Raw genomic sequence first — 18,094 nt, 5'->3', positions numbered from 1 at the left:
TCCTGCTGGACTGCTCCGGTGCCGCTGCGACTGGGTCTGTTCGGGGACTCCCTCGCCGTGGGGACCGGTGCGCAGCGGGCGGGCGACGCGCTGGGCCCGCGCCTGGTCGACGCGTTGCGGCGGGCGGGGATCGAAGCCGTCCACCGCGTGCACGCCGTGTCGGGGGCCCGCAGCGCCGCGCTGCCCGCGCAGGTCGCCGCGGACGGCGGCTGGTCGCAGGTCGCGGTCGTCGTCGTGGGGGCCAACGACCTCACCCACCTCGTCCCGGTCCCCGACGCGGTGCGCGACCTGCGCACCGCGCTGACGGCCCTGACCCCCGCCGCGCAGGTCGTGCTCGTCCCGGTGCCCGACCTCAGCGTCGTCGCGCACGTCCCGCCCGCGCTGCGCGAACTGGTGCGGGCCGCGGCCGCCGCGCTGCGGACGGCGCAGAGCGAGGCGGCCCGCTCCCTCGGTGCGCGGGTCGTCGACACCTCCGCCGCGTCGGCGCTCACGGCCGCCGATCCGGCGTTGTTCTCCGCCGACCGTTTCCACCCCTCCTCCGCGGGGTACGGGGTGCTGGCCGGGGTCGTCGCACCGTTGGTGCTGGACGCCGCTCGCGCGGTGCTGGGTGACGGCTGAGAAACTGGTCGCATGAGTTTGGAGGACGCGGCGTCCTGGGCCACCATCGCCGGTGGAATCGCCGTGCTGGCCGCCTTCCTGCGCGGGTGCGCGCTGGTGGCGATGAAGTACCACGCCCGTGAGGTCCGCCGGTGGGAACGGACCGAGCAGGGGCTGGACTCCGGCCGGTTGCGGTGGTGGAACTGGGTCCGGGCGCGGTGGCGGCTGCTGTGGGCGACGGGGCGGTTGCGGACCCGCCGCGAGGAGCGCGGGTAGTTCGGCGCGCGCGAACCCGCAGTGTGCCGCAGGATCGGTGGGTGGACAACAGCACCCCCTACCCCCTCGGTGTCACCCTGCGGGACAACGGGTTGAACGTCGCCGTGTACTCCGAGACCGCCGAGGCGGTCGACGTCGCGGTCTTCGACGAGGACGGCGGCGAGACCAGGCACCGCCTGGACCAGCGGACGGGGCACGTGTTCCACGGGATCGTCCCCGGCGGTGCGGGCACCCGCTACGGCTTCCGCGTCCACGGTGAGTGGGAACCCGGTGAAGGGCTGCGGCACAACGCCGCCAAGCTCCTGCTCGACCCCTGGGCCCGGGCCGTCGAGGGCTCGTGGGGTGCGGGCGAGGAGACGTTCGGGCACACCTTCGACGACCCCGAGCAGCGCAACGACGCGGACTCGGCCGGATCGGTCGCCAAGGCCGTCGTCGTCGACCCGGCCTTCGACTGGGAGGGCGACAGCGCACCGCGGGTCCCGCTGCGCGACACCGTCGTCTACGAGGTCCACGTCAAGGGCTTCACCAAGACCCACCCCGACGTGCCGAAGGAGATCCAGGGGACCTACGCCGGCCTCGCGCACCCCGCCGCGATCCAGCACCTGCTGGACCTGGGGGTGACGACGGTCGAGCTGCTGCCCGTCCACCAGTTCGTCCAGGACTCCCACCTGGCCGAGAAGGGGCTGCGGAACTACTGGGGCTACAACTCCATCGGGTTCTTCGCCCCGCACAACGAGTACAGCGCCGCGGGCGACGACGGCTCGCAGGTCCGCGAGTTCAAGGAGATGGTCAAGGCCCTGCACGCCGCGGGCCTGGAGGTCGTCCTCGACGTCGTCTACAACCACACCGCCGAGGGCAACCACCTGGGCCCGACGCTCTCGCTCAAGGGCATCGACAACGGCTCCTACTACCGCGTGGTCGAGGAGGAGCCGGAGAGCTACTTCGACACGACCGGCACCGGCAACTCCCTCAACGTCTCGCACCCGGCCGCGCTGCAGCTGATCCTGGACTCCCTGCGGTACTGGGTGAGCGAGATGCACGTCGACGGCTTCCGCTTCGACCTCGCCACGACCCTGACCCGGCAGTGGGGCGACGCCCACGTCCACTCCGCGTTCCTCGACATAGTCCACCAGGACCCGGTCCTGGCGCCGGTCAAGCTCATCGCCGAGCCGTGGGACACCCAGGGCTACCAGGTCGGGGGGTTCCCGGCGCGCTGGTCGGAGTGGAACGGCAAGTACCGCGACGACGTCCGCGACTTCTGGCGCGGGCAGGGCTCCCTCGGGGCGCTCACCCAGCGGCTCACGGGCAGCCCCGACGTCTACGAGGCCGACCGCCGCTCCCCGCTGAGCAGCGTCAACTTCCTCACCGCCCACGACGGGTTCACCCTGGCCGACCTCACCGCCTACGACGAGAAGCACAACGACGCCAACGGCGAGGACGGCAACGACGGCGAGAGCGACAACCGCTCCTGGAACTGCGGTGCGGAGGGCCCGACCGACGACGAGGGCGTCAACGCCCTGCGCGCCCGCCAGCGGCGCAACCTGCTCACCACGCTGCTGCTGTCGGCCGGGGTCCCCATGCTCCTCGGCGGGGACGAGTTCGGCCGGACGCAGGGGGGCAACAACAACGCGTACTGCCAGGACGACGAGATCTCCTGGTTCGACTGGTCGGCCGTCGACACCGACCTGCTGCAGTTCACCCGCGACCTCGTCGCCCTGCGCCGGGAGACCCCTGCGCTGCGGCCGCTGTGGTTCGCGGGGCACACGACGTCGCTGCGGGCCGACGGCGAACCGATGGGGCAGGCGGAGTGGGACGACGCGAACGCCCGCGCCTACTCCGTGCAGTTCGCCGCCGAGGGGTCGCCGACGGTGCTGCTGCTGGTGAACGGGGCGTCCAACCCCGTCGAGTTCACGGTGCCGGAGGCGCCCGGGGGGCCCTGGAAGCTCGTCGTGTCCTCCGACCCGCAGCAGGACGTCGGCCGCGAGGTCGCCGAGCTGCTCGTGGGGGAGTGGTCGACGACGGTGCTGAGGTCCGACACCATCGGGGGGTGAGAGCGCACCGCTGGGCAGCCGCCGTCGAACCCACCGACCTCGGGGCCGTCGTCCACGGACCCGTCGTGCTGGCCCGGGCCCCGGGGATCGTCGCGGGGCTGCGGTGCGTCTTCGCCCACACCGACGGGCTGTGGCTGCCGTTCGTCCTGCGCGCCGAGGGCGTGCAGGCCGAGGCGGCGACCCGGCAGAGCTTCTCCGGTCACCTCCCCCTCGACGAGACCGGCCCGGGCACCTGGTCCGAGCCGGTCGTCGCGATCGGCGTCGACGGGGACGAGGGGTTCGCCGACGCCTCGCGGTCCAGCGGCGGAGGGGGCGAGGACTCCTTCGACCTCGACGCGGGGTACTGGGTCGACCGGGTCCCGTCCGACGGTCGGCTCACCGTCACGGTGAGCTGGCCGCAGGCCGGGCTGCCCGAGACCCGGACGGACCTGGTGCTCTCGCCGTGGACCGCCGCGGACGTGCTGCCGCTGCTGTAGCCGCACAGCGCCGGAGCGACGACGACCGACCCCGCGACGGTGCGGGTCGGGCGCTCAGCCCCGCCCGAGGGAGCGTTCGAGTTCGCGGGTCCGCGCCTCGCGCCGCTCCATCCGCGCGAACTCCCGGTCCCGCCGCTCGACGAGCACGGCCACGAGGAAGCGCTCGGGGTCGGTCCCGGCCGGCGGGGCGGGGGAGACCAGCGGCAGCAGCGCGTCGGCCAGCTCGACCCGCAGCGCCGCGCGCGAGGCGGGGTTCAGCGTGCTCGTGCGGGCCAGGAACTGCCGGGCGGCCAGGACGGTCGCCGCGGGCAGCCGGCCGATGTCGGCCGTGCGGGCCCAGCCGGCCAGCTCGGGGGGCATCGGCGGCAGCGGCACGTGCCGGGCGGCGGTGCGCTCGCGCACGACGTACGTCCCGCCGAGCAGGTCGCCGAACCGCTTGCCGCGCGCGTTGACGAGCGCGCAGACGATGGCCGGGCTGCCCGCCGTCGCCCACAGCTCGAAGACGCCGAGCACCGCGCGCACCAGGCAGTGCCGGAAGCGCACCGGGCCCCCGTCGTCGCGCACGGTCCGCAACCCCACGACGAGCTTGCCGACGGAACGGCCGCGGGTGGCGGTCTCCACGGCCGTCGGGATCCCGACCAGGCAGAGCACCGACAGCACGATGCCCAGGGCCGCCGTCGTGGCCTCGCTGCTGTCGCTGGTCAGGGCGCCCACGGCCACGACCCCGAGGACGAAGACGATCCCGACGATCAGCGCGTCGAGCAGCGCGGCGAGCAGCCGGGAGGCGAAGGACGCGGCCCGCAGCCCGAGGACGACGGCCTCGCCGGTGACGATCTCGCCGACGGGCTCGGCGGGCGGTTCGGCCGGGGGCAGGCTCACCGCCCCACCGTACCCAGGACCGCGCCCCCACCGGCCCGTCCCGGCCCGCGCCGGGGACCGGGGCCGGGGCTACCGTGACGACGTGGACGACGTGCGGGACGACGTGGACGCACCCGGTGCCTGGACCTCTCCGCTGCGGGCCGCCGACGTCGCCGCGGCGGGTCTGCGGTTGTCCGGTGTCGCGCTGGAGGACGACGGGACGGTGGGCTGGGCCGAGGGCCGTCCCGCCGAGGGGGGCCGGGTCGCGGTGGTGCGCCGCTCGCCCGACGGGCGCCGCGCCGAGTGGGCCCCCTCCCTGGACGCCCGCACCCGCGTGCACGAGTACGGCGGCGGGTCCTGGGGCCTGGTCCCGGGTGCCGGGGCGGTGCTGGCCTCGGCGGCCGACCAGCGGTGGTTCCACGTCGCCGCGCCCGGGGCCGCGCCGCGGGCCCTGGTGCCGGCCGACGGCGTCCGCTACGCCGACCCCGCGCCCTGGGGCGAGGGGGTCGTCCTCGTCGCGGAGGACGTCTCCGGTCCCGTCCCGCGCCGCAGCCTCGTGCACGTGCCGCTCGACGGGTCCGGGCCGCGGGAGCTGTTCAGCGGGCCGCGCTTCCTGGCCGCCCCGCGGGTCTCGCCGGACGGCTCGCGGTTGGTGTGGATCAGCTGGGAGCACCCCGACATGCCCTGGCAGCGGACGCTGCTGTGGACGGCGGGGCTGGGGGCCGGGGGGCTGGTCGACCCCCGCGTCCTGGTGGGGGAGGACCGGCGCGAGTCCCTCGTCCACCCCGGGTTCGCGCCCGACGGGACGCTGCTCGTCGTCAGCGACCGCAGTGGTTTCTGGAACCTGTACGAGGCCGACCCCTGGCGGGCGGTGCACCCGGAGGACGCCGAGCAGGGGTTCCCGCCGTGGACGTTCGGGACGACGTCGTGGGTGGCGCTCGACGACGACCGTGTCGCCCTGCTCCACGCCGGTACCGGCGGCGAGGTCGGGTACCGGCTCGACGTCGTGCACCGCGGGACGGGGCGGCTCGCACCGCTGGACCTGCCGTTCACGGCGTACGGGCCCTCGCTCGCGGCGGCCGGGGGCCGGGTCGCGGCGATCGCGGCCTCCCCGACGACCCCGCCGGCCGTGGTCGTGGTCGACCCGGACCCTGTCGAGGGTGCCCGGGTCGACGTCGTGCGCGCGTCCGCGTCGGCCCCGGACCCGGCGTACCTGCCGGTCCCGCAGGCGCTGCGGATCCCCAGCGGTGACCGGACGGTGCACGTGCACCGCTACCCGCCGACGCACCCGGAGCACCCCGCCCCCGGCCCCGTGCCGCACGTCCTGTTCGTGCACGGCGGGCCGACGGCGCAGTCGCAGGCCGCGTACTCACCGGAGGTCGCGTTCTTCACCTCCCGCGGCATCGGCGTCGTGGACGTCCAGTACGGCGGCTCGACGGGGTACGGGCGCGCCTACCGCGAGGCCCTGGACGGGAACTGGGGCGTCGTCGACGTCGAGGACTGCGCCGCCGTCGCCGGCTGGCTCGTCGACGAGGGGTTCGCGCCGCAGGGGCGGGTCGGGATCCGGGGCGGCAGCGCCGGGGGTTTCACGGTGCTGGCCTCGCTGACCGGGACCGACGCGTTCTCGGCGGGCACGAGCTACTACGGCGTCGCGGACCTGCGGGCGCTGGCCGAGGACACCCACGACTTCGAGTCCCGCTACCTCGACTCCCTGGTGGGGCCGTTGCCGCAGGCGGCGGCGCTGTACGCCGAGCGGGCGCCGTTGAACCACGTCGACGGGCTGACCTGCCCGGTCCTGCTGCTGCAGGGCGCCGACGACCCGGTGGTCCCGCTGAACCAGGCCGAGGAGTTCGCCGACGCCCTGCGGCGCAAGGGTCTGCCGCACGCCCTGGTGGTGTTCCCGGGCGAGCAGCACGGTTTCCGGCGGGCCGAGAACGTCATCGCCTCCCTGGAGGCGGAACTGTCGTTCTACGGGCAGGTCTGGGGTTTCGACCCGCCGGGGACCCCGCGGCTCAGCGTGCGCTGAGCAGCTGCAGGGTGTCGATGACGCGGTTGGAGAAACCCCACTCGTTGTCGTACCAGGCGACGACCTTGACGTGCTTGCCGTCGACGCGCGTCAGGGCGGAGTCGAAGATCGACGAGTGCGGGTTGCCGGTGATGTCGCTGGAGACCAGGGGCTCGGAGGAGAACTCCAGGATCCCGGCCAGCGCACCGGAGGCGGCCGTGCGGTAGGCCTCGACGACCTCCTCGCGGGTGACCTCGCGCGAGACCGTGGTGTTGAGCTCCACGATCGAGCCGACGGGGACGGGGACGCGGATCGAGTCGCCCGACAGCTTCCCGTCGAGCTGCGGCAGGACCAGGCCGATGGCCTTGGCCGCCCCGGTGCTGGTCGGCACGATGTTCACGCCGGCGGCGCGGGCCCGGCGCGGGTCGCGGTGCGGGCCGTCCTGCAGGTTCTGCTCCTGCGTGTAGGCGTGGACGGTCGTCATGAACCCGTGCTCGATGCCGGCGAGGTCGTCGAGGACCTTCGCCAGCGGGGCGAGCGCGTTGGTGGTGCACGAGGCGTTGGAGACGACGACGTGGTGCTCGGCGTCGTAGGCGTCGGTGTTCACGCCGTAGGCGAGGGTGACGTCGGCGCCGTCGGCCGGGGCGGAGACGAGGACCTTGCGGGCACCGGCGGCCAGGTGGGCCTTGGCGGCCTCGGCGGAGGTGAAGCGGCCGGTGGACTCCAGGACGAGGTCGACCTCGAGCTCGGCCCAGGGCAGGTCCGCGGGGTCGCGCTCGGCCAGGACGCGGATGGTCCGGCCGTCCACGACGAGGTTCGAGCCGTCGACCTCGACGGTCCCGGGGAACCGGCCGAGGGAGGAGTCGTAGCGCAGCAGGTGCGCGAGGGCCTCGGGGGCGGTGAGGTCGTTGACGGCGACGACCTGCAGGTCGGTCTCGCGCGCGAGGAGGGCGCGCAGGGTGTTGCGGCCGATGCGGCCGAACCCGTTGATGGCGATCCGAGTCATGCCCCGACTCTCGCCCGCGGGGCCCCGGGGCCGACAGTGGCGAGAAGGACATGGTCCGCAAGGATCGTGCCAGGGCGGGGAGGGGGCCGGTGACGCTCCGAAGCGGTCAGCCGCCGTGCTTGCCGGCGTACATGCGCCGGTCCGCCTCGGCCAGGGCGTGCTCGGCGGTCCACGAGCCGTCGCACACCACGGCGCCGGTGCTCGCGCCCCACGGCACGGCACCCGCCGGGGCGAAGGGGCGGCGCAGCGCCTGTCGGTAGCGAGCCAGCAGGACCTCGGCGTCCGCGACGGTCCCCGCGACGTCGCCGTCCAGGTCGGCGCAGATGACGAACTCGTCCCCGGCGAGGCGGGCGACGGTGTCCCCCTCGCGCGCGGTCTCCAGCAGGCACCGCGCCACGTGCTGCAGCAGCGCGTCGCCGGTGGCGTGCCCCAGCCGGTCGTTGACCGCCTTGAAGCGGTCCAGGTCCACGAAGGTCACCAGCACGCACCCGCCGCGGCGCGCCGCCCCGGTCAGGGCCTGGGCGAGGCGGTCGGTGAGCAGGAGCCGGTTCGGCAGCCCGGTCAGCCCGTCGTGGGTCGCCAGGTGGGCCAGGTGCGCCTCGCGGCGGGCCCGTTCGGTGACGTCGCAGGCGGTGACCACGACCGCCGTCCCCTGGGGCAGCTCCAGGGTGGTCTCGACCGACTCGACCCGCACGTGCCGGCCGTCGAGGGCCACGACGGTGTACTCCGCCGAACCGGCCAGCGCCTGCCCGGACAGCAGCCGGCCGGTGCGGTGGGCCACCAGCTCGGCCGAGGCCGGGTGGACCAGGTCCTGCACCACGAGGCCCGCGGCACCGCCGGGGGCGGCCCCGAGCATCTCCTCGGCGCACCGGTTGGCGTAGACGACGCGGCCGTCCACGTGAACCCACACGCCCATCGGCACCTCGTGCACGAGCTGCTCGAAGGGCACGGCCGCGGGGCCGGTCAGGGCCGCGGCCACGGTCTCAGCCCCGTCCGGGGCCCGGTGGTCGCCGCTCACCGCGCTGTCCATCGTCCTCCCTCCGCCCCGGTCGCCGGGGCCTGCGCCGCCCGCGTCACGACCCCGTCCGGGGTCCCGGCGTCGTGGCGGCACGCCTGGCCATCCAACCACCCGGACGGGCCGGGGGCTGGCCTTCGCGCCGTCGAGCGGTCACCCTGGGTCACGTGGATGCAGCGCTGGACGAGGGACCGTTCTTCCACGGGACGACCGCCGACCTGGAGGTCGGGGACCTGCTCACACCGGGTCGCCGCTCCAACTACCGCCCCGAGGTCGTGATGAACCACGTGTACTTCACGGCCCAGCGCGACGGCGCCGGGCTGGCCGCCGAGCTGGCCGCCGAGCTCCGGGGAGCCGGTGCCGCACCCCGCGTCTACGCCGTGGAACCGACGGGGGCCTGGGAGGACGACCCGAACGTCACGGACAAGAAGTTCCCCGGCAACCCCACCCGGTCCTACCGCAGCGCCGCCCCCTTGCGGGTCGTGGGCGAGGTCCACGACTGGACGCGGCTGAGCCCCGAGGCGCTGCAGGCCTGGCGGGACCGGCTGTCCACGCTGCTCGCCGACGAGCGGGCCGAGATCCTCAACTGAGGGCCGGCCCCCTCACACCGCCCGCAGGTACCGGACCACCGCCTGCACGCGCCGGTGGGTCGTCTCGTCGTCGGTCAGCCCGAGCTTGGCGAAGATCCGCTGCGTGTGCTTCTCGACGCCCCCGAGGGTGACGTCCAGCGCCGCGGCCACGGCCGCGTTGGACCGGCCCTGCGCCATCAGCCCCAGCACCTCCAGCTCGCGCGGGGTCAGCCCGGCCAGCGGGTCGCGCCGCCGGCCCATCAGCTGCCGCACCACCAGGGGGTCCAGGACGGTGCCGCCGCCGGCGACCGACTCGACCGCGGTGAGGAACTCCGCGAGGTCGCTGACGCGGTCCTTGAGCAGGTACCCCGTCCCCGTCTGCTGGGAGTTCGGCTGGGAGTCCAGGAGCTCGTCGGCGTAGGACAGCTCGACGTACTGCGACAGCACGAGGACCGGCGCGGCGGGCCAGGTGCGCCGGACCTCCACGGCCGCGCGCAGTCCCTCGTCGGTGTGCGAGGGCGGCATCCGCACGTCGACGAGGGCGACGTCGGGCCGTTCGCGCAGCACGGCCTCCACGAGCGACGGCCCGTCGCCGACGGCCGCGACGACCTCGTGGCCGGCGTCGGCGAGCACCAGGGCGATGCCCTCGCGCAGCAGGACCGAGTCGTCGGCCAGCACGACCCTCACGCGCCGGTCCCGCCGGGCAGGGGGACCGAGGCGGCCAGGACCGTCGGGCCGCCGGCGGGGGAGGACACCGTGAGCGCCCCCTCCAGACCGGCCAGGCGCTGCTGCAACCCGGCCAGGCCACTGCCCTTGGCGATGTGCGCGCCGCCGATCCCGTCGTCGGTGACCGTCGCGACGAGGTGGCCGTCCCGGGTGGTGATCTCCAGCGCGGTGCGGCTCGCGGCCGAGTGCTTGGCCACGTTCGTCAGCGCCTCCGCGACCGCGAAGTACACGGCGGTCTCCACGTGCGGGGGCAGGTCCTCGGGGATCCCCAGCGTCGACGTCGTCGGGATCGGGCTGCGCTGCAGCAGTTCGCCGACGGCGGCGGCGAGCCCGCGGTCGACGAGCAGCGGCGGGGCGATCCCGCGGCTGAGGGCGCGCAGCTCCTGGGTGGTGCTGCGGGCCCGCACGAGGGCCTCGTCGAGGATCTCCCCGGCCCGTGCGGGGTCCACGTCCAGCTGCCGTCGGGCCCGGCTGATGTCCACCGCCAGACGGACCATCCCCTGCTGCGGGCCGTCGTGCAGGTCCCGCTCGAGGCGGCGCAGCGAGGCCGCCTCGGCGTCGCGCGCGGCCTCCCGGCTGTCCACGACGCGCTGCACGTCGCCCTGCAGACGGGCCCGGCTGCACAGCAGCACGTCGGCGACCCCGCCGTGCAGCCCGGCGCACAGCCGCAGCACCCCCGGCAGCAGCAGCACGGCCACGACGCCGATCCCGAGGTTCAGCAGCGACTCGGCCTGCCGTCCCGAACCCCAGCCCAGGAGCTCGACCAGCGACCCGTCGCTCTCGGGCAGCCACCGCTGCCAGAACCAGTACGTCAGCCCGCCCAGGGCCAGCGCCGCCCACGACACCGCCACCACGACGGCGACCGTCCCGGTGACGAAGGCCAGCAGCGCCCAGGCGAGGTCGAACCAGGACTGCGGGTCGCGCAGCGGGGTCAGCGCGCGCCGCACCCGGCCCGCGGCCGGCGCGGGCCGCAGGTAGCGGGGGGTCGGGGCCTCGCGGTGCAGCCGGTGGCGCAGCTGGGCGCGCTGCACGTGCGCGAGCCCGCGGGCGGTCAGCAGCGCGCCGGCCAGGGCGGGGACCCCCACCCACACCACGAGCAGGCCCGCGGCCAGGGACACCCCGGTCACGACGACCACGAACCCGGCGAGGCCCAGGGACCACCCCGACAGGACGAAGACGCTGTCGTCGGCCAGCCTGCGCAGCAGCGGGACGCGGGGACGGGGCGGGTTCTCGGTCACGTCCCCGATCCTGTCGGCCGCGGCGTCCACGCCACGAGCCTGCCAGCCCGACAGCCCGGTGTCGGGCCGGCCCGACACCCCCCACCGCTCCGACCCGCCGCGACCCACCCCGTTCACGCCGAGAAGGTGTGCCGGTACTCCGTCGGCGACGTCCCGAGGATCCGGCCGAAGTGCAGCCGCAGGTTCGCCCCCGTGCCCAGCCCCACCCGGGCGGCGACCTGCTCGACGGGCAGGTCGGTGCGTTCGAGCAGTTCGCGCGCCGCGTCGACGCGCACCCGCAGCACCCACTGCATGGGCGTGTAGCCGGTGTTCTCCACGAACCGCCGCGAGAACGTCCGCGCCGAGACGTTGGCGTGCTGGGCGAGGGCGTCCAGGGTCAGCGGCCCGGCCAGGTGGTGCAGGGCCCACTCGCGCGTGGCCGCGAACACCTCGCCGACGCCCTCGGGGACGCTGCGCGGGACGTACTGGGCCTGGCCCCCGCTGCGGTAGGGGGCCGCGACGAGGCGGCGGGCGACGTGGTTGGCCGCGGCGACGCCGTGGTCGCGGCGCAGCAGGTGCAGGCACAGGTCGATGCCCGAGGCCGCCCCCGCCGAGGTCAGGACGTCGCCGGAGTCGACGAACAGGACGTTCTCGTCGACGCGGACGCGGGGGTGGCGCTCGGCCAGGACGCGCGTGTAGTGCCAGTGCGTCGTGGCGCGCAGGCCGTCGAGCAGCCCCGTCGCGGCCAGCGCGAACGCCCCCGTGGAGATCGCGGCGATCCGCGCCCCGCGCGCGTGGGCGGCCAGCAGGGCCTCGACGACGGCCGCCGGCGGCGCGGTGGTGGCCGGTTCGCGGTAGCCGGGGATGAAGATGGTCTGCGCCCAGGTGAACGTCTCCAGCCCGGAGTCCACGTGGTAGGACAACCCCTCCCCGCCGCGGACCCGGCCCGGCGCCGCCCCGCACACGCGCAGCTCGTACGGCATCGAGGGCCGGTGGGAGAACACCTGCGCCGGGATCCCGACGTCGAGCGGTTTCGCCCCGTCGAGGACCAGCACCGCGACCCTGTGCACCCTGTGGAAGATAGCCTGGCGGGCGTGGACGTCGACGCCTTCCGGGCCGTGCACGAGCACGAGTGGGCGAGGTTGCGCGCCCTCGTGGCCCGCCGCGACCTCGACGGCGCCGAGGCCGACGAGCTCGTGGCCCTCTACCAGCGCACCGCGACCCACCTGTCGGCGCTGCGTTCGGCGCAGTCCGAGCCGGTGCTGCTGGACCAGCTCTCGACGCTGCTCGTGCGGGCCCGCGCCCGGCTGACGGGGTCGCGGTACACCGCGTGGCGCCAGGTCGTGCACTACACGACCCGGGGCCTGCCCGCCGCCCTGTGGCGGTTGCGCTGGTGGACGACGGGCGCCTTCGCGTTCACGCTCGTGCTGGCCGTCGCCTCGGGCCTGTGGGTCGTGCAGGACCCCGCCGTGCAGGCGAGCCTGTTCGGGTCGAACGAGAACGTGCGCCAGCTCGTGAACTCCGACTTCGAGGGGTACTACTCCGAGTACAGCCACGCGCAGTTCGCGGGGCGGGTGTGGACGAACAACGCCTGGGTCGCGGCGACCTGCGTGGCCCTCGGCATCACGGGCGTGCCGGTGCTGGTCTCCCTGGCGGTCAACGCCGTGAACGTCGGCCTGCAGGGCGGGCTGCTCATCGACCACGGCCGCGGGGAGCTGTTCTTCGGGCTGATCCTGCCGCACGGCATCCTCGAGCTGACCGCCGTGTTCGTGGCCGCCGGGGCGGGGCTGAAGCTGTTCTGGGCGTGGGTCGCGCCGGGGGCGCGGACGCGCTCGCAGGCGCTGGCGACCGAGGGGCGCGCCATGGTCGGCGTCGCCCTCGGCCTGGTCGGGGTGCTGTTCGTCTCCGGGCTCATCGAGGGTTTCGTGACGCCGTCGGGGTTGCCGACGTGGGCGCGCGTCGGGATCGGGGTGCTCGCCGAGGTCGCGTTCTGGTCCTACTGCCTGTTCCTGGGCCGACCCGCTGCGCGGCAGGGGGAGACCGGCGACCTGGAGGAACGCTACGCGGGTGACGAGGTACCCGTCGCGGGCTGAGAGCCCAGCAGGCTGCGGGTCAGGTGCTCGGCGTCGGAGAGCAGTTCGTCCAGGGCCGTGCGGACGTCGGCGTCGGTGACGTCGTGGCCCGCCTCGGCGCCCACGAGGACGGCCCGGCGCAGCAGTTCCCGGGCGAAGCTGGCCGTCACCCCCGCCGTGCGGTCGGCGGCCTCGGCGATCACCTCCGGGGAGACGGGCAGCCCGCGGGCGTAGAGCTGGAACAGCGCGAACCGCGCGTCGCGGTCCGGCAACGGGATCTCCACGGCCAGGTCGACGCGACCGGGGCGCTGGGCCAGGGCGCGTTCGAGCAGGTCCGCCCGGTTCGTGGTCAGCAGGAAGGCGACGTCGGCGTCCCCGTCGAGACCGTCCATGGCGTCCAGGAGCTGGAACAGCAGGGGACGTTCGCCCGGGTTGAACCCCCGGTCCTCGGCGACGAGGTCGCAGTCCTCCAGGACGACGATCGCCGGCTGCATGGCGCGGGCCAGGTGCGCGGCCGTCGTGACGTGGGCCAGGGCCTGACCGGCCAGCAGCACCACCGTGCTGTTCTCGGCGCGGGCCACCAGGTGCCGCACCGTGAGGGTCTTGCCCGTCCCGGGCGGGCCGTAGAGCAGGACCCCGCGCTTGAGGTGCTGCCCCGAGCCCTGCAGGCGCGCCGAGTGGGTGCCCACCCCGACGACGTGCCGGGCGATGCGCTCCAGCGACCCCGGCGGCAGCACGACGTCGTCGGCCGTCACCGCGGGGCGGTGGACGAACGTGATGCCGGCGTTGTGCGGCTCGTAGGGGGAACCGGAGAACGACAGCACCTGCCCGCGCAGGACGCTGCGCTCCACCATGAGCCGGCGGACCTCGGCGATGAAGGCGGGGACGAGGGACTCCTGCGCGGCGACGACCTCGAAGCCCGTCGGGTAGCCGCTGTGCCGCTGCGCGGTGCGCTGCAGGACGGCGACGGGCTGGTCGTCCCAGCGCAGCAGCCGGACGCCGAAACCCACCGCGCGGCGCGTCGTGTCCGGGCCCGTCGGCAGGTTCACCCGGTCCACGGCGCCGAGGCCGAAGTGCCCGTAGTGGCCGGCGAGGAAGTCGGAGAACCCGTGGTGGCCGCGCTGGTCACCGCCGCCGACCCCGACGACCTCCTCGCCGCCGCCGCGCTCACCCAGCAGCGTCAGCGCGATGTCGAGGTCGACGAACTGGTGGTCGGGGACCTCCTCGCGGACCACCGGCAGCTGGTTCGCGCCGGTGCCCAGGTGGGCACCGACGACGTCGGCGATCTTCGGGCCGGCCTCGTCGGCCTGGGCCTGCGCGGAGTGCACGACGTCGTCGAGGAAGCGCCGGATCGACAGGGCGAGGTCACGGGTCTCGGGGTCCACGCCGCGATCATGGCGTTCCGGTCAGCCGCCGCGCCAGGGTGTTCCAGAACCGCGTCAGCCCTTCGCCGTCGGTCGCCCCGTCCGTCACGAGGGCCAGACACGCGCCGGGGGCCGGGTGCAGCAGCGGCGTCGGACCGCCCGCCAGCGTCCCGTCGAGCAGCGCCCGGCCGATCGCGTGCACGTCGTCGGCGCGGCCGAGCAGCCCGGTGTGCCCGACGGGGCGCCGCAGGGCGCGGGAGACCTCGTCGTCCCCGGGGCCGAAGACGGGACCGGTCAGCCGCAGCGGCCCGGTCACGAGGTCGGCCAGCAGGGAGTCCAGGCCTTGTCCCGTCGCCTCCTCCAGCAGGTCCCCGAGCACCACGAACCCCAGGGGGGAGGGGCGCACCTCCCGGCCGGGCGTGGCGACCAGCGGCGTGTCCAGGAGGCGCCGCAGCTTCTGGGCGGGCCGCAGGTCGTCGCGGCGCCACACGTCGCTGGTCGCCGGCAGCCCCGACGCGTGGTCCAGGAGCTGGCGCGCGGTGAAACCCCGGTCGGTGGGGCGGTCGAGGTCGAGGGCGCCGACGGCCGCGAGCTCGTGGGCCAGCGTGGCGACCACGGCCCGGGTGAGGGGGCCGAGGTGGTCCGCCGGGGTTCCCGCCGACGCCCGGTGGACGCGGCCGTCCGGGCCTGAGAACACCACGGCCGCCCCGCGGAACAAACCCTCGTGGACCCCGCGGGTGAGATCGTCGCCCGGGTCCGCGGGGTTCACCGCCACGACTGCAACCGCTTCGCGAAGACCGGGTCCAGCGCCACCTCGACGCGGACGCCGCCGTCGAACGTCACCGTCCGCACCCGCCAGCCGGGGACGAGGTGCAGGAGTTCGCGGCCCGTGACCCTCCGGGGCGCGGACCCCTCCAGCCGGCCGTGGTGCAGTTCCCGCCCGCGCCAGTGCAGCGTCCCGTCGCCGGTGACGACGGCCCCGGCCGTGCGCCACGACGTCCGCAGGCCCGCCGTCCCGGGGGACAGGGCCCGGACCCCCGCCTCGAAGGTGGTGTCGCCGTGCTCACCGCGCCGCAGCCGGGCCCGGACCCGGCGTCCGCCCACCGCGCCCCCGACCCCGACGAACGCCGCGAACAGCAGCGCGCGCACCCACGTCGGCCACCCCGCCGCGTCCGCCAGCCAGCTCGTGCCGACGGCACCGCCCACGGCCAGGAGGAACCAGGGCCAGGCGCGGTCGCGGGTCACGTCCCGATCGTAGGGTTCAGGCGCGTTCGAGACGGCTGACGACGACCCCGTTGGCGAACTGCTCGCGTTCCAGGACGCGGAACGCCGTGGGTGAGAACCCGCCCGCCACGACGGGGATCCCGGCCCCGGCCAGCACCGGGTAGGTCTTCAGGACGAGTTCGTCGATCTCACCGGTCAGCGCACCGGCGAGGGTCCCGCCGCCGCACAACCAGACGTCCAGACCGGGTTCGGCCTTCAGGGCGCGCACGAGCGCGACGGGGTCGCGCGACAGCCGCACCTCGGGGTGCGGAGCCTCGGGCAGGGTGCGGGAGACGACGTGCTGGGCCAGGTGGGAGTAGGGGCTGGGCGTCGCGGGCAGGCCCACCCGGTACGTCGCCAGGCCCATGACGACGGTGTCGAACCGCTGGTTCGGCGCGTCGATCCCGAGGAGCCCCCGGAAGGCCGTCGGGACGGTCTCGGGGTAGTGCGAGGCCGTCCACGCCTGGTACTCGGCCAGGTCCGCGCCCTCGCCCTGGCCGAAGAAGTCGAACTCCCCGCCCGGTCCCGCGACGTAGCCGTCGAGGGTGGTGCCGACGTAGTACACGAGGCGTCTCATCGGACCACCCAAGTCGGTGCGGACGTCGTCGCGCAACCGGGTGCCGTGTCCCACGACGTCGGTGGCAGTTCTGCATCAGGACATCGGTGACACTTCCGACGGTCGTGGTGGTGACACTTCTCGGCCCTCGGAGCATCCCGCCCCGCTGCCCTCGGCCGACCAACGCGCAGCGCAGACCCCCTCACGGGTCGACGCGCACGCGGTGATGCAGGGCCCGGCGTCACCGGTGGACAGGTACGGCCGGGCGAGCAGCATCGGCGGAGCCGTCATCGGCTCGCCAGCACTCGCCTCGACGTCACGGTCACGGACGTCGCGCTCATGTCGATGTCCGCAAGATCATGCAGGATTACTTCATCCCGCCCTGCGTTGCTCCTCTTGCGTTCCGCGTTGCGTTGACGCAACGTTGGAAGAGTGAGTACCAAGGCGAAAGGGCCAGCAGGCGCCAGACAGCTGCACAACCGCCTCGCCGTGCTGCGCACAGAGCGCGGCACCACCCGCCGTCAGCTGGCCGAAGCGGTCGGCGTCAACGTCCAGACCATCGGCTTCCTGGAACGCGGCGACTACGGCCCCTCCGTCGAACTCGCCCTGCGCCTGGCCGCCCACTTCAGCCTGCCCGTCGAAGCGATCTTCTCCCTCACGCCTTTCCCGCCCATGTCGGCGCAGCTCTACCCCGCCCCCACGACCTCAACGGCACCCACGACGCCCCCCACGGCGGCGGCGGTGCCCTCCCAGGCAGGAGCGCACACGTGAACCCCACCAACACCCGACCCCCCCGAGGCAGCGCCCAACGCCGCGCGCAGCTGCGCGCCCAGACCGAAGCGCGCGTCCAGGAACAACGTCAGCAGCCGCTGCCACCGTGGCTGGCCACCCGCACCGCCCGCCGCACCCTGGCCCTGCTCCCCGTGGCGACCTTCGGCCTCGGTGTGCTCGCCGCCACCGCCGGCGGCGGGACCAACACTGCGCTGCTCGGAGCAGCTACGTCGGTCGTGGGCAGTTCCGGGATCGGCGCCCTGCGACGCGCGACCCGGATGCTGGACAGGGCACCGGAGAACCTGCTCGATGAACGCGAGATCAGCGACCGCGACCACGCCTACCGACGCGGTTTCCACCTCACCCTGGTGCTGCTGGGCCTCGTGGCCGTCCTCGCGGCCCTCAACAGCTTCCTGGCACAAGAAGCAGGCCTACAGCTCTTCGAGAGCGTGGGCTGGATGGTGCTGACCTTCGCCTCGTTCCTGACCACGACCATGCTGCCTGCCGCCGCCCTGGCCTGGAACTGGCGCGCCCCGGTGGACGAGGCCGACGACCTCGGCGAGTGAGCATCGCCGACAGCGACGTTCCGGTCATCCCGCCCTCCGGGCGTCATGTAGCGATGAACCCGTAGACCGCGAGCAGGACCGCCAGGGCGGACGAGGCGACGCTGATGGTCTTCACCCAACGACGATCCCCTGCGAAGCCGACCAGCCCGAGACCGAGGCTGACGAAGACGAGCATCAGGCTCATGACGAGAGATCGTCGGTCGTCCGCGAACAGCAGAAGCACGAGGGCGAGCACGAACACGACGGCACCGATGACGGTGGTGAAGCGGGCGGACTGCGCCCTGCTGCGGTCGCTGTCCGGTTGATCATCCACTGGTTCAGCGTGACGGGCAGCGGCCATCCACGCACTCGGTCACGACGCAGGACCACGGCGTGGCAAGGGACGGTCACTCACCTCGAAGTTGCCGCAAGGTGCAGGCCGGCGACCTTCCGGTCATCCCGCGGTGCGCGCAGCGCACGGTCATCCCGCGGTGCGCGCAGCGCACGGTCATCCCGCGGTGTGCGCAGCGCACGGTCATCCCGCGGTGCAGTAGGCCGCACATACCACGGCGTCCTGCCCTTGCACCTGCTCGACGCAGGGCATAGCAAACTGCGGGAGTGCCTCGCCCCGCTCTGACCTTGGAGACTGCTCCGCAAAACCCCGGGGTCCGGTGCCGGCCCCCACTGGCCGCGCTCACCGGGCTAGCCTCGAGCCTCGTGCTCGCCC

At 74.6% G+C, this 18,094-nt stretch carries 20 protein-coding genes; 9 read left to right on the top strand and 11 right to left on the bottom strand.

Going from position 1 to position 18,094, the window contains the following annotated elements; genetic code table 11:
• Positions 1 to 18: 18 nt before the first annotated feature.
• Genes CLV37_RS18730 through CLV37_RS18715 form a run of 4 tightly spaced genes read left to right on the top strand, consistent with a single transcriptional unit; the run spans position 19 to position 3,400 of the window.
• The gene (locus tag CLV37_RS18730; protein WP_106213255.1) at positions 19 to 618 is read left to right on the top strand and encodes an SGNH/GDSL hydrolase family protein; all 600 of its coding nucleotides are present in this window, start codon (positions 19 to 21) and stop codon (positions 616 to 618) included.
• Between the two features lie 12 nt (positions 619 to 630).
• Positions 631 to 873 (top strand): hypothetical protein, encoded by a 243-nt coding sequence (locus tag CLV37_RS18725; RefSeq protein ID WP_146149484.1) that lies wholly within the window; start codon positions 631 to 633, stop codon positions 871 to 873.
• A gap of 41 nt (positions 874 to 914) precedes the next feature.
• A complete protein-coding gene (gene glgX / locus CLV37_RS18720; protein ID WP_106213251.1) occupies positions 915 to 2,924 on the top strand; it encodes a glycogen debranching protein GlgX in 2,010 nt (669 codons plus the stop codon).
• Positions 2,921 to 3,400 carry a hypothetical protein gene (locus CLV37_RS18715; protein ID WP_106213249.1) on the top strand — a complete coding sequence of 160 codons (480 nt, stop codon included), beginning with the start codon at positions 2,921 to 2,923 and terminating at the stop codon, positions 3,398 to 3,400. Before glgX ends, CLV37_RS18715 begins: the two co-directional genes overlap by 4 nt.
• A 54-nt stretch (positions 3,401 to 3,454) precedes the next feature.
• Here the strand turns inward: CLV37_RS18715 and CLV37_RS18710 are convergent, their stop codons facing one another.
• Positions 3,455 to 4,279 carry an RDD family protein gene (locus CLV37_RS18710; protein WP_211298767.1) on the bottom strand — a complete coding sequence of 275 codons (825 nt, stop codon included), beginning with the start codon at positions 4,277 to 4,279 and terminating at the stop codon, positions 3,455 to 3,457.
• 82 nt (positions 4,280 to 4,361) lie between these two features.
• On the opposite strand from CLV37_RS18710, the gene CLV37_RS18705 reads away from it, so the two are divergent.
• Positions 4,362 to 6,284 (top strand): S9 family peptidase, encoded by a 1,923-nt coding sequence (locus CLV37_RS18705; protein ID WP_211298766.1) that lies wholly within the window; start codon positions 4,362 to 4,364, stop codon positions 6,282 to 6,284.
• Here CLV37_RS18705 and gap read toward each other — a convergent pair.
• Together gap and CLV37_RS18695 are read right to left on the bottom strand one after the other, a co-directional pair.
• A complete protein-coding gene (gene gap / locus CLV37_RS18700) occupies positions 6,271 to 7,269 on the bottom strand; it encodes a type I glyceraldehyde-3-phosphate dehydrogenase (RefSeq protein WP_106213247.1) in 999 nt (332 codons plus the stop codon). The two genes, CLV37_RS18705 and gap, sit on opposite strands and share 14 nt — an antisense overlap.
• Before the next feature lie 106 nt (positions 7,270 to 7,375).
• Entirely contained in the window at positions 7,376 to 8,299 is a 924-nt protein-coding gene (locus CLV37_RS18695) for a sensor domain-containing diguanylate cyclase (protein ID WP_106213245.1), read from the bottom strand.
• Positions 8,300 to 8,451: 152 nt separating this feature from the next.
• Between CLV37_RS18695 and arr the strand changes: the two genes are divergently transcribed.
• Complete coding sequence (gene arr, locus CLV37_RS18690; protein WP_106213243.1) at positions 8,452 to 8,874, top strand: NAD(+)--rifampin ADP-ribosyltransferase; 423 nt, start codon at positions 8,452 to 8,454, stop codon at positions 8,872 to 8,874.
• 12 nt (positions 8,875 to 8,886) lie between these two features.
• On the opposite strand, the gene CLV37_RS18685 is transcribed toward arr, so the two are convergent.
• From CLV37_RS18685 to CLV37_RS18675, 3 genes are read right to left on the bottom strand one after another with little or no spacing between them, the layout of a single operon-like run.
• Complete coding sequence (locus CLV37_RS18685) at positions 8,887 to 9,540, bottom strand: response regulator transcription factor (protein WP_106213241.1); 654 nt, start codon at positions 9,538 to 9,540, stop codon at positions 8,887 to 8,889.
• On the bottom strand, positions 9,537 to 10,934 hold the full coding sequence (locus CLV37_RS18680) for a sensor histidine kinase (protein WP_106213239.1): 1,398 nt from the start codon (positions 10,932 to 10,934) through the stop codon (positions 9,537 to 9,539). The genes CLV37_RS18685 and CLV37_RS18680 overlap by 4 nt, the downstream gene beginning before the upstream one ends.
• Positions 10,931 to 11,866, bottom strand: a complete 936-nt coding sequence (locus tag CLV37_RS18675; RefSeq protein ID WP_211298765.1) for a GlxA family transcriptional regulator — start codon at positions 11,864 to 11,866, stop codon at positions 10,931 to 10,933. Before CLV37_RS18675 ends, CLV37_RS18680 begins: the two co-directional genes overlap by 4 nt.
• Before the next feature lie 24 nt (positions 11,867 to 11,890).
• Between CLV37_RS18675 and CLV37_RS18670 the strand changes: the two genes are divergently transcribed.
• Positions 11,891 to 12,889 (top strand): stage II sporulation protein M, encoded by a 999-nt coding sequence (locus CLV37_RS18670; protein ID WP_106213237.1) that lies wholly within the window; start codon positions 11,891 to 11,893, stop codon positions 12,887 to 12,889.
• On the opposite strand, the gene CLV37_RS18665 is transcribed toward CLV37_RS18670, so the two are convergent.
• Genes CLV37_RS18665 through CLV37_RS18655 form a run of 4 tightly spaced genes read right to left on the bottom strand, consistent with a single transcriptional unit; the run spans position 12,856 to position 16,072 of the window.
• Positions 12,856 to 14,253, bottom strand: coding sequence for an AAA family ATPase (locus tag CLV37_RS18665; RefSeq protein ID WP_106213235.1), 1,398 nt, complete (start codon positions 14,251 to 14,253; stop codon positions 12,856 to 12,858). The genes CLV37_RS18670 and CLV37_RS18665 overlap by 34 nt on opposite strands.
• 7 nt (positions 14,254 to 14,260) lie before the next feature.
• Positions 14,261 to 15,001 (bottom strand): serine hydrolase domain-containing protein, encoded by a 741-nt coding sequence (locus tag CLV37_RS18660; RefSeq protein ID WP_170127361.1) that lies wholly within the window; start codon positions 14,999 to 15,001, stop codon positions 14,261 to 14,263.
• The gene (locus CLV37_RS27745) at positions 14,998 to 15,477 is read right to left on the bottom strand and encodes a hypothetical protein (RefSeq protein ID WP_170127360.1); all 480 of its coding nucleotides are present in this window, start codon (positions 15,475 to 15,477) and stop codon (positions 14,998 to 15,000) included. Before CLV37_RS27745 ends, CLV37_RS18660 begins: the two co-directional genes overlap by 4 nt.
• A gap of 16 nt (positions 15,478 to 15,493) precedes the next feature.
• Positions 15,494 to 16,072 (bottom strand): dihydrofolate reductase family protein, encoded by a 579-nt coding sequence (locus CLV37_RS18655; protein ID WP_106213490.1) that lies wholly within the window; start codon positions 16,070 to 16,072, stop codon positions 15,494 to 15,496.
• A gap of 468 nt (positions 16,073 to 16,540) precedes the next feature.
• Between CLV37_RS18655 and CLV37_RS18650 the strand changes: the two genes are divergently transcribed.
• The gene (locus tag CLV37_RS18650; protein WP_245885481.1) at positions 16,541 to 16,822 is read left to right on the top strand and encodes a helix-turn-helix transcriptional regulator; all 282 of its coding nucleotides are present in this window, start codon (positions 16,541 to 16,543) and stop codon (positions 16,820 to 16,822) included.
• Positions 16,819 to 17,388: a hypothetical protein gene (locus tag CLV37_RS18645; RefSeq protein WP_106213229.1), complete on the top strand. Its 570-nt coding sequence runs from the start codon at positions 16,819 to 16,821 to the stop codon at positions 17,386 to 17,388. Before CLV37_RS18650 ends, CLV37_RS18645 begins: the two co-directional genes overlap by 4 nt.
• Positions 17,389 to 17,431: 43 nt before the next feature.
• On the opposite strand, the gene CLV37_RS18640 is transcribed toward CLV37_RS18645, so the two are convergent.
• The gene (locus CLV37_RS18640) at positions 17,432 to 17,701 is read right to left on the bottom strand and encodes a hypothetical protein (protein ID WP_106213227.1); all 270 of its coding nucleotides are present in this window, start codon (positions 17,699 to 17,701) and stop codon (positions 17,432 to 17,434) included.
• Positions 17,702 to 18,094 lie beyond the last annotated feature (393 nt).

The organism is Kineococcus rhizosphaerae (genome assembly GCF_003002055.1).
Taxonomy (GTDB): Bacteria; Actinomycetota; Actinomycetes; order Actinomycetales; family Kineococcaceae; genus Kineococcus; species Kineococcus rhizosphaerae.
The sequence above is the reverse complement of the archived record's forward strand: the minus strand, read 5'-3'. Positions and strand labels throughout refer to the sequence as shown.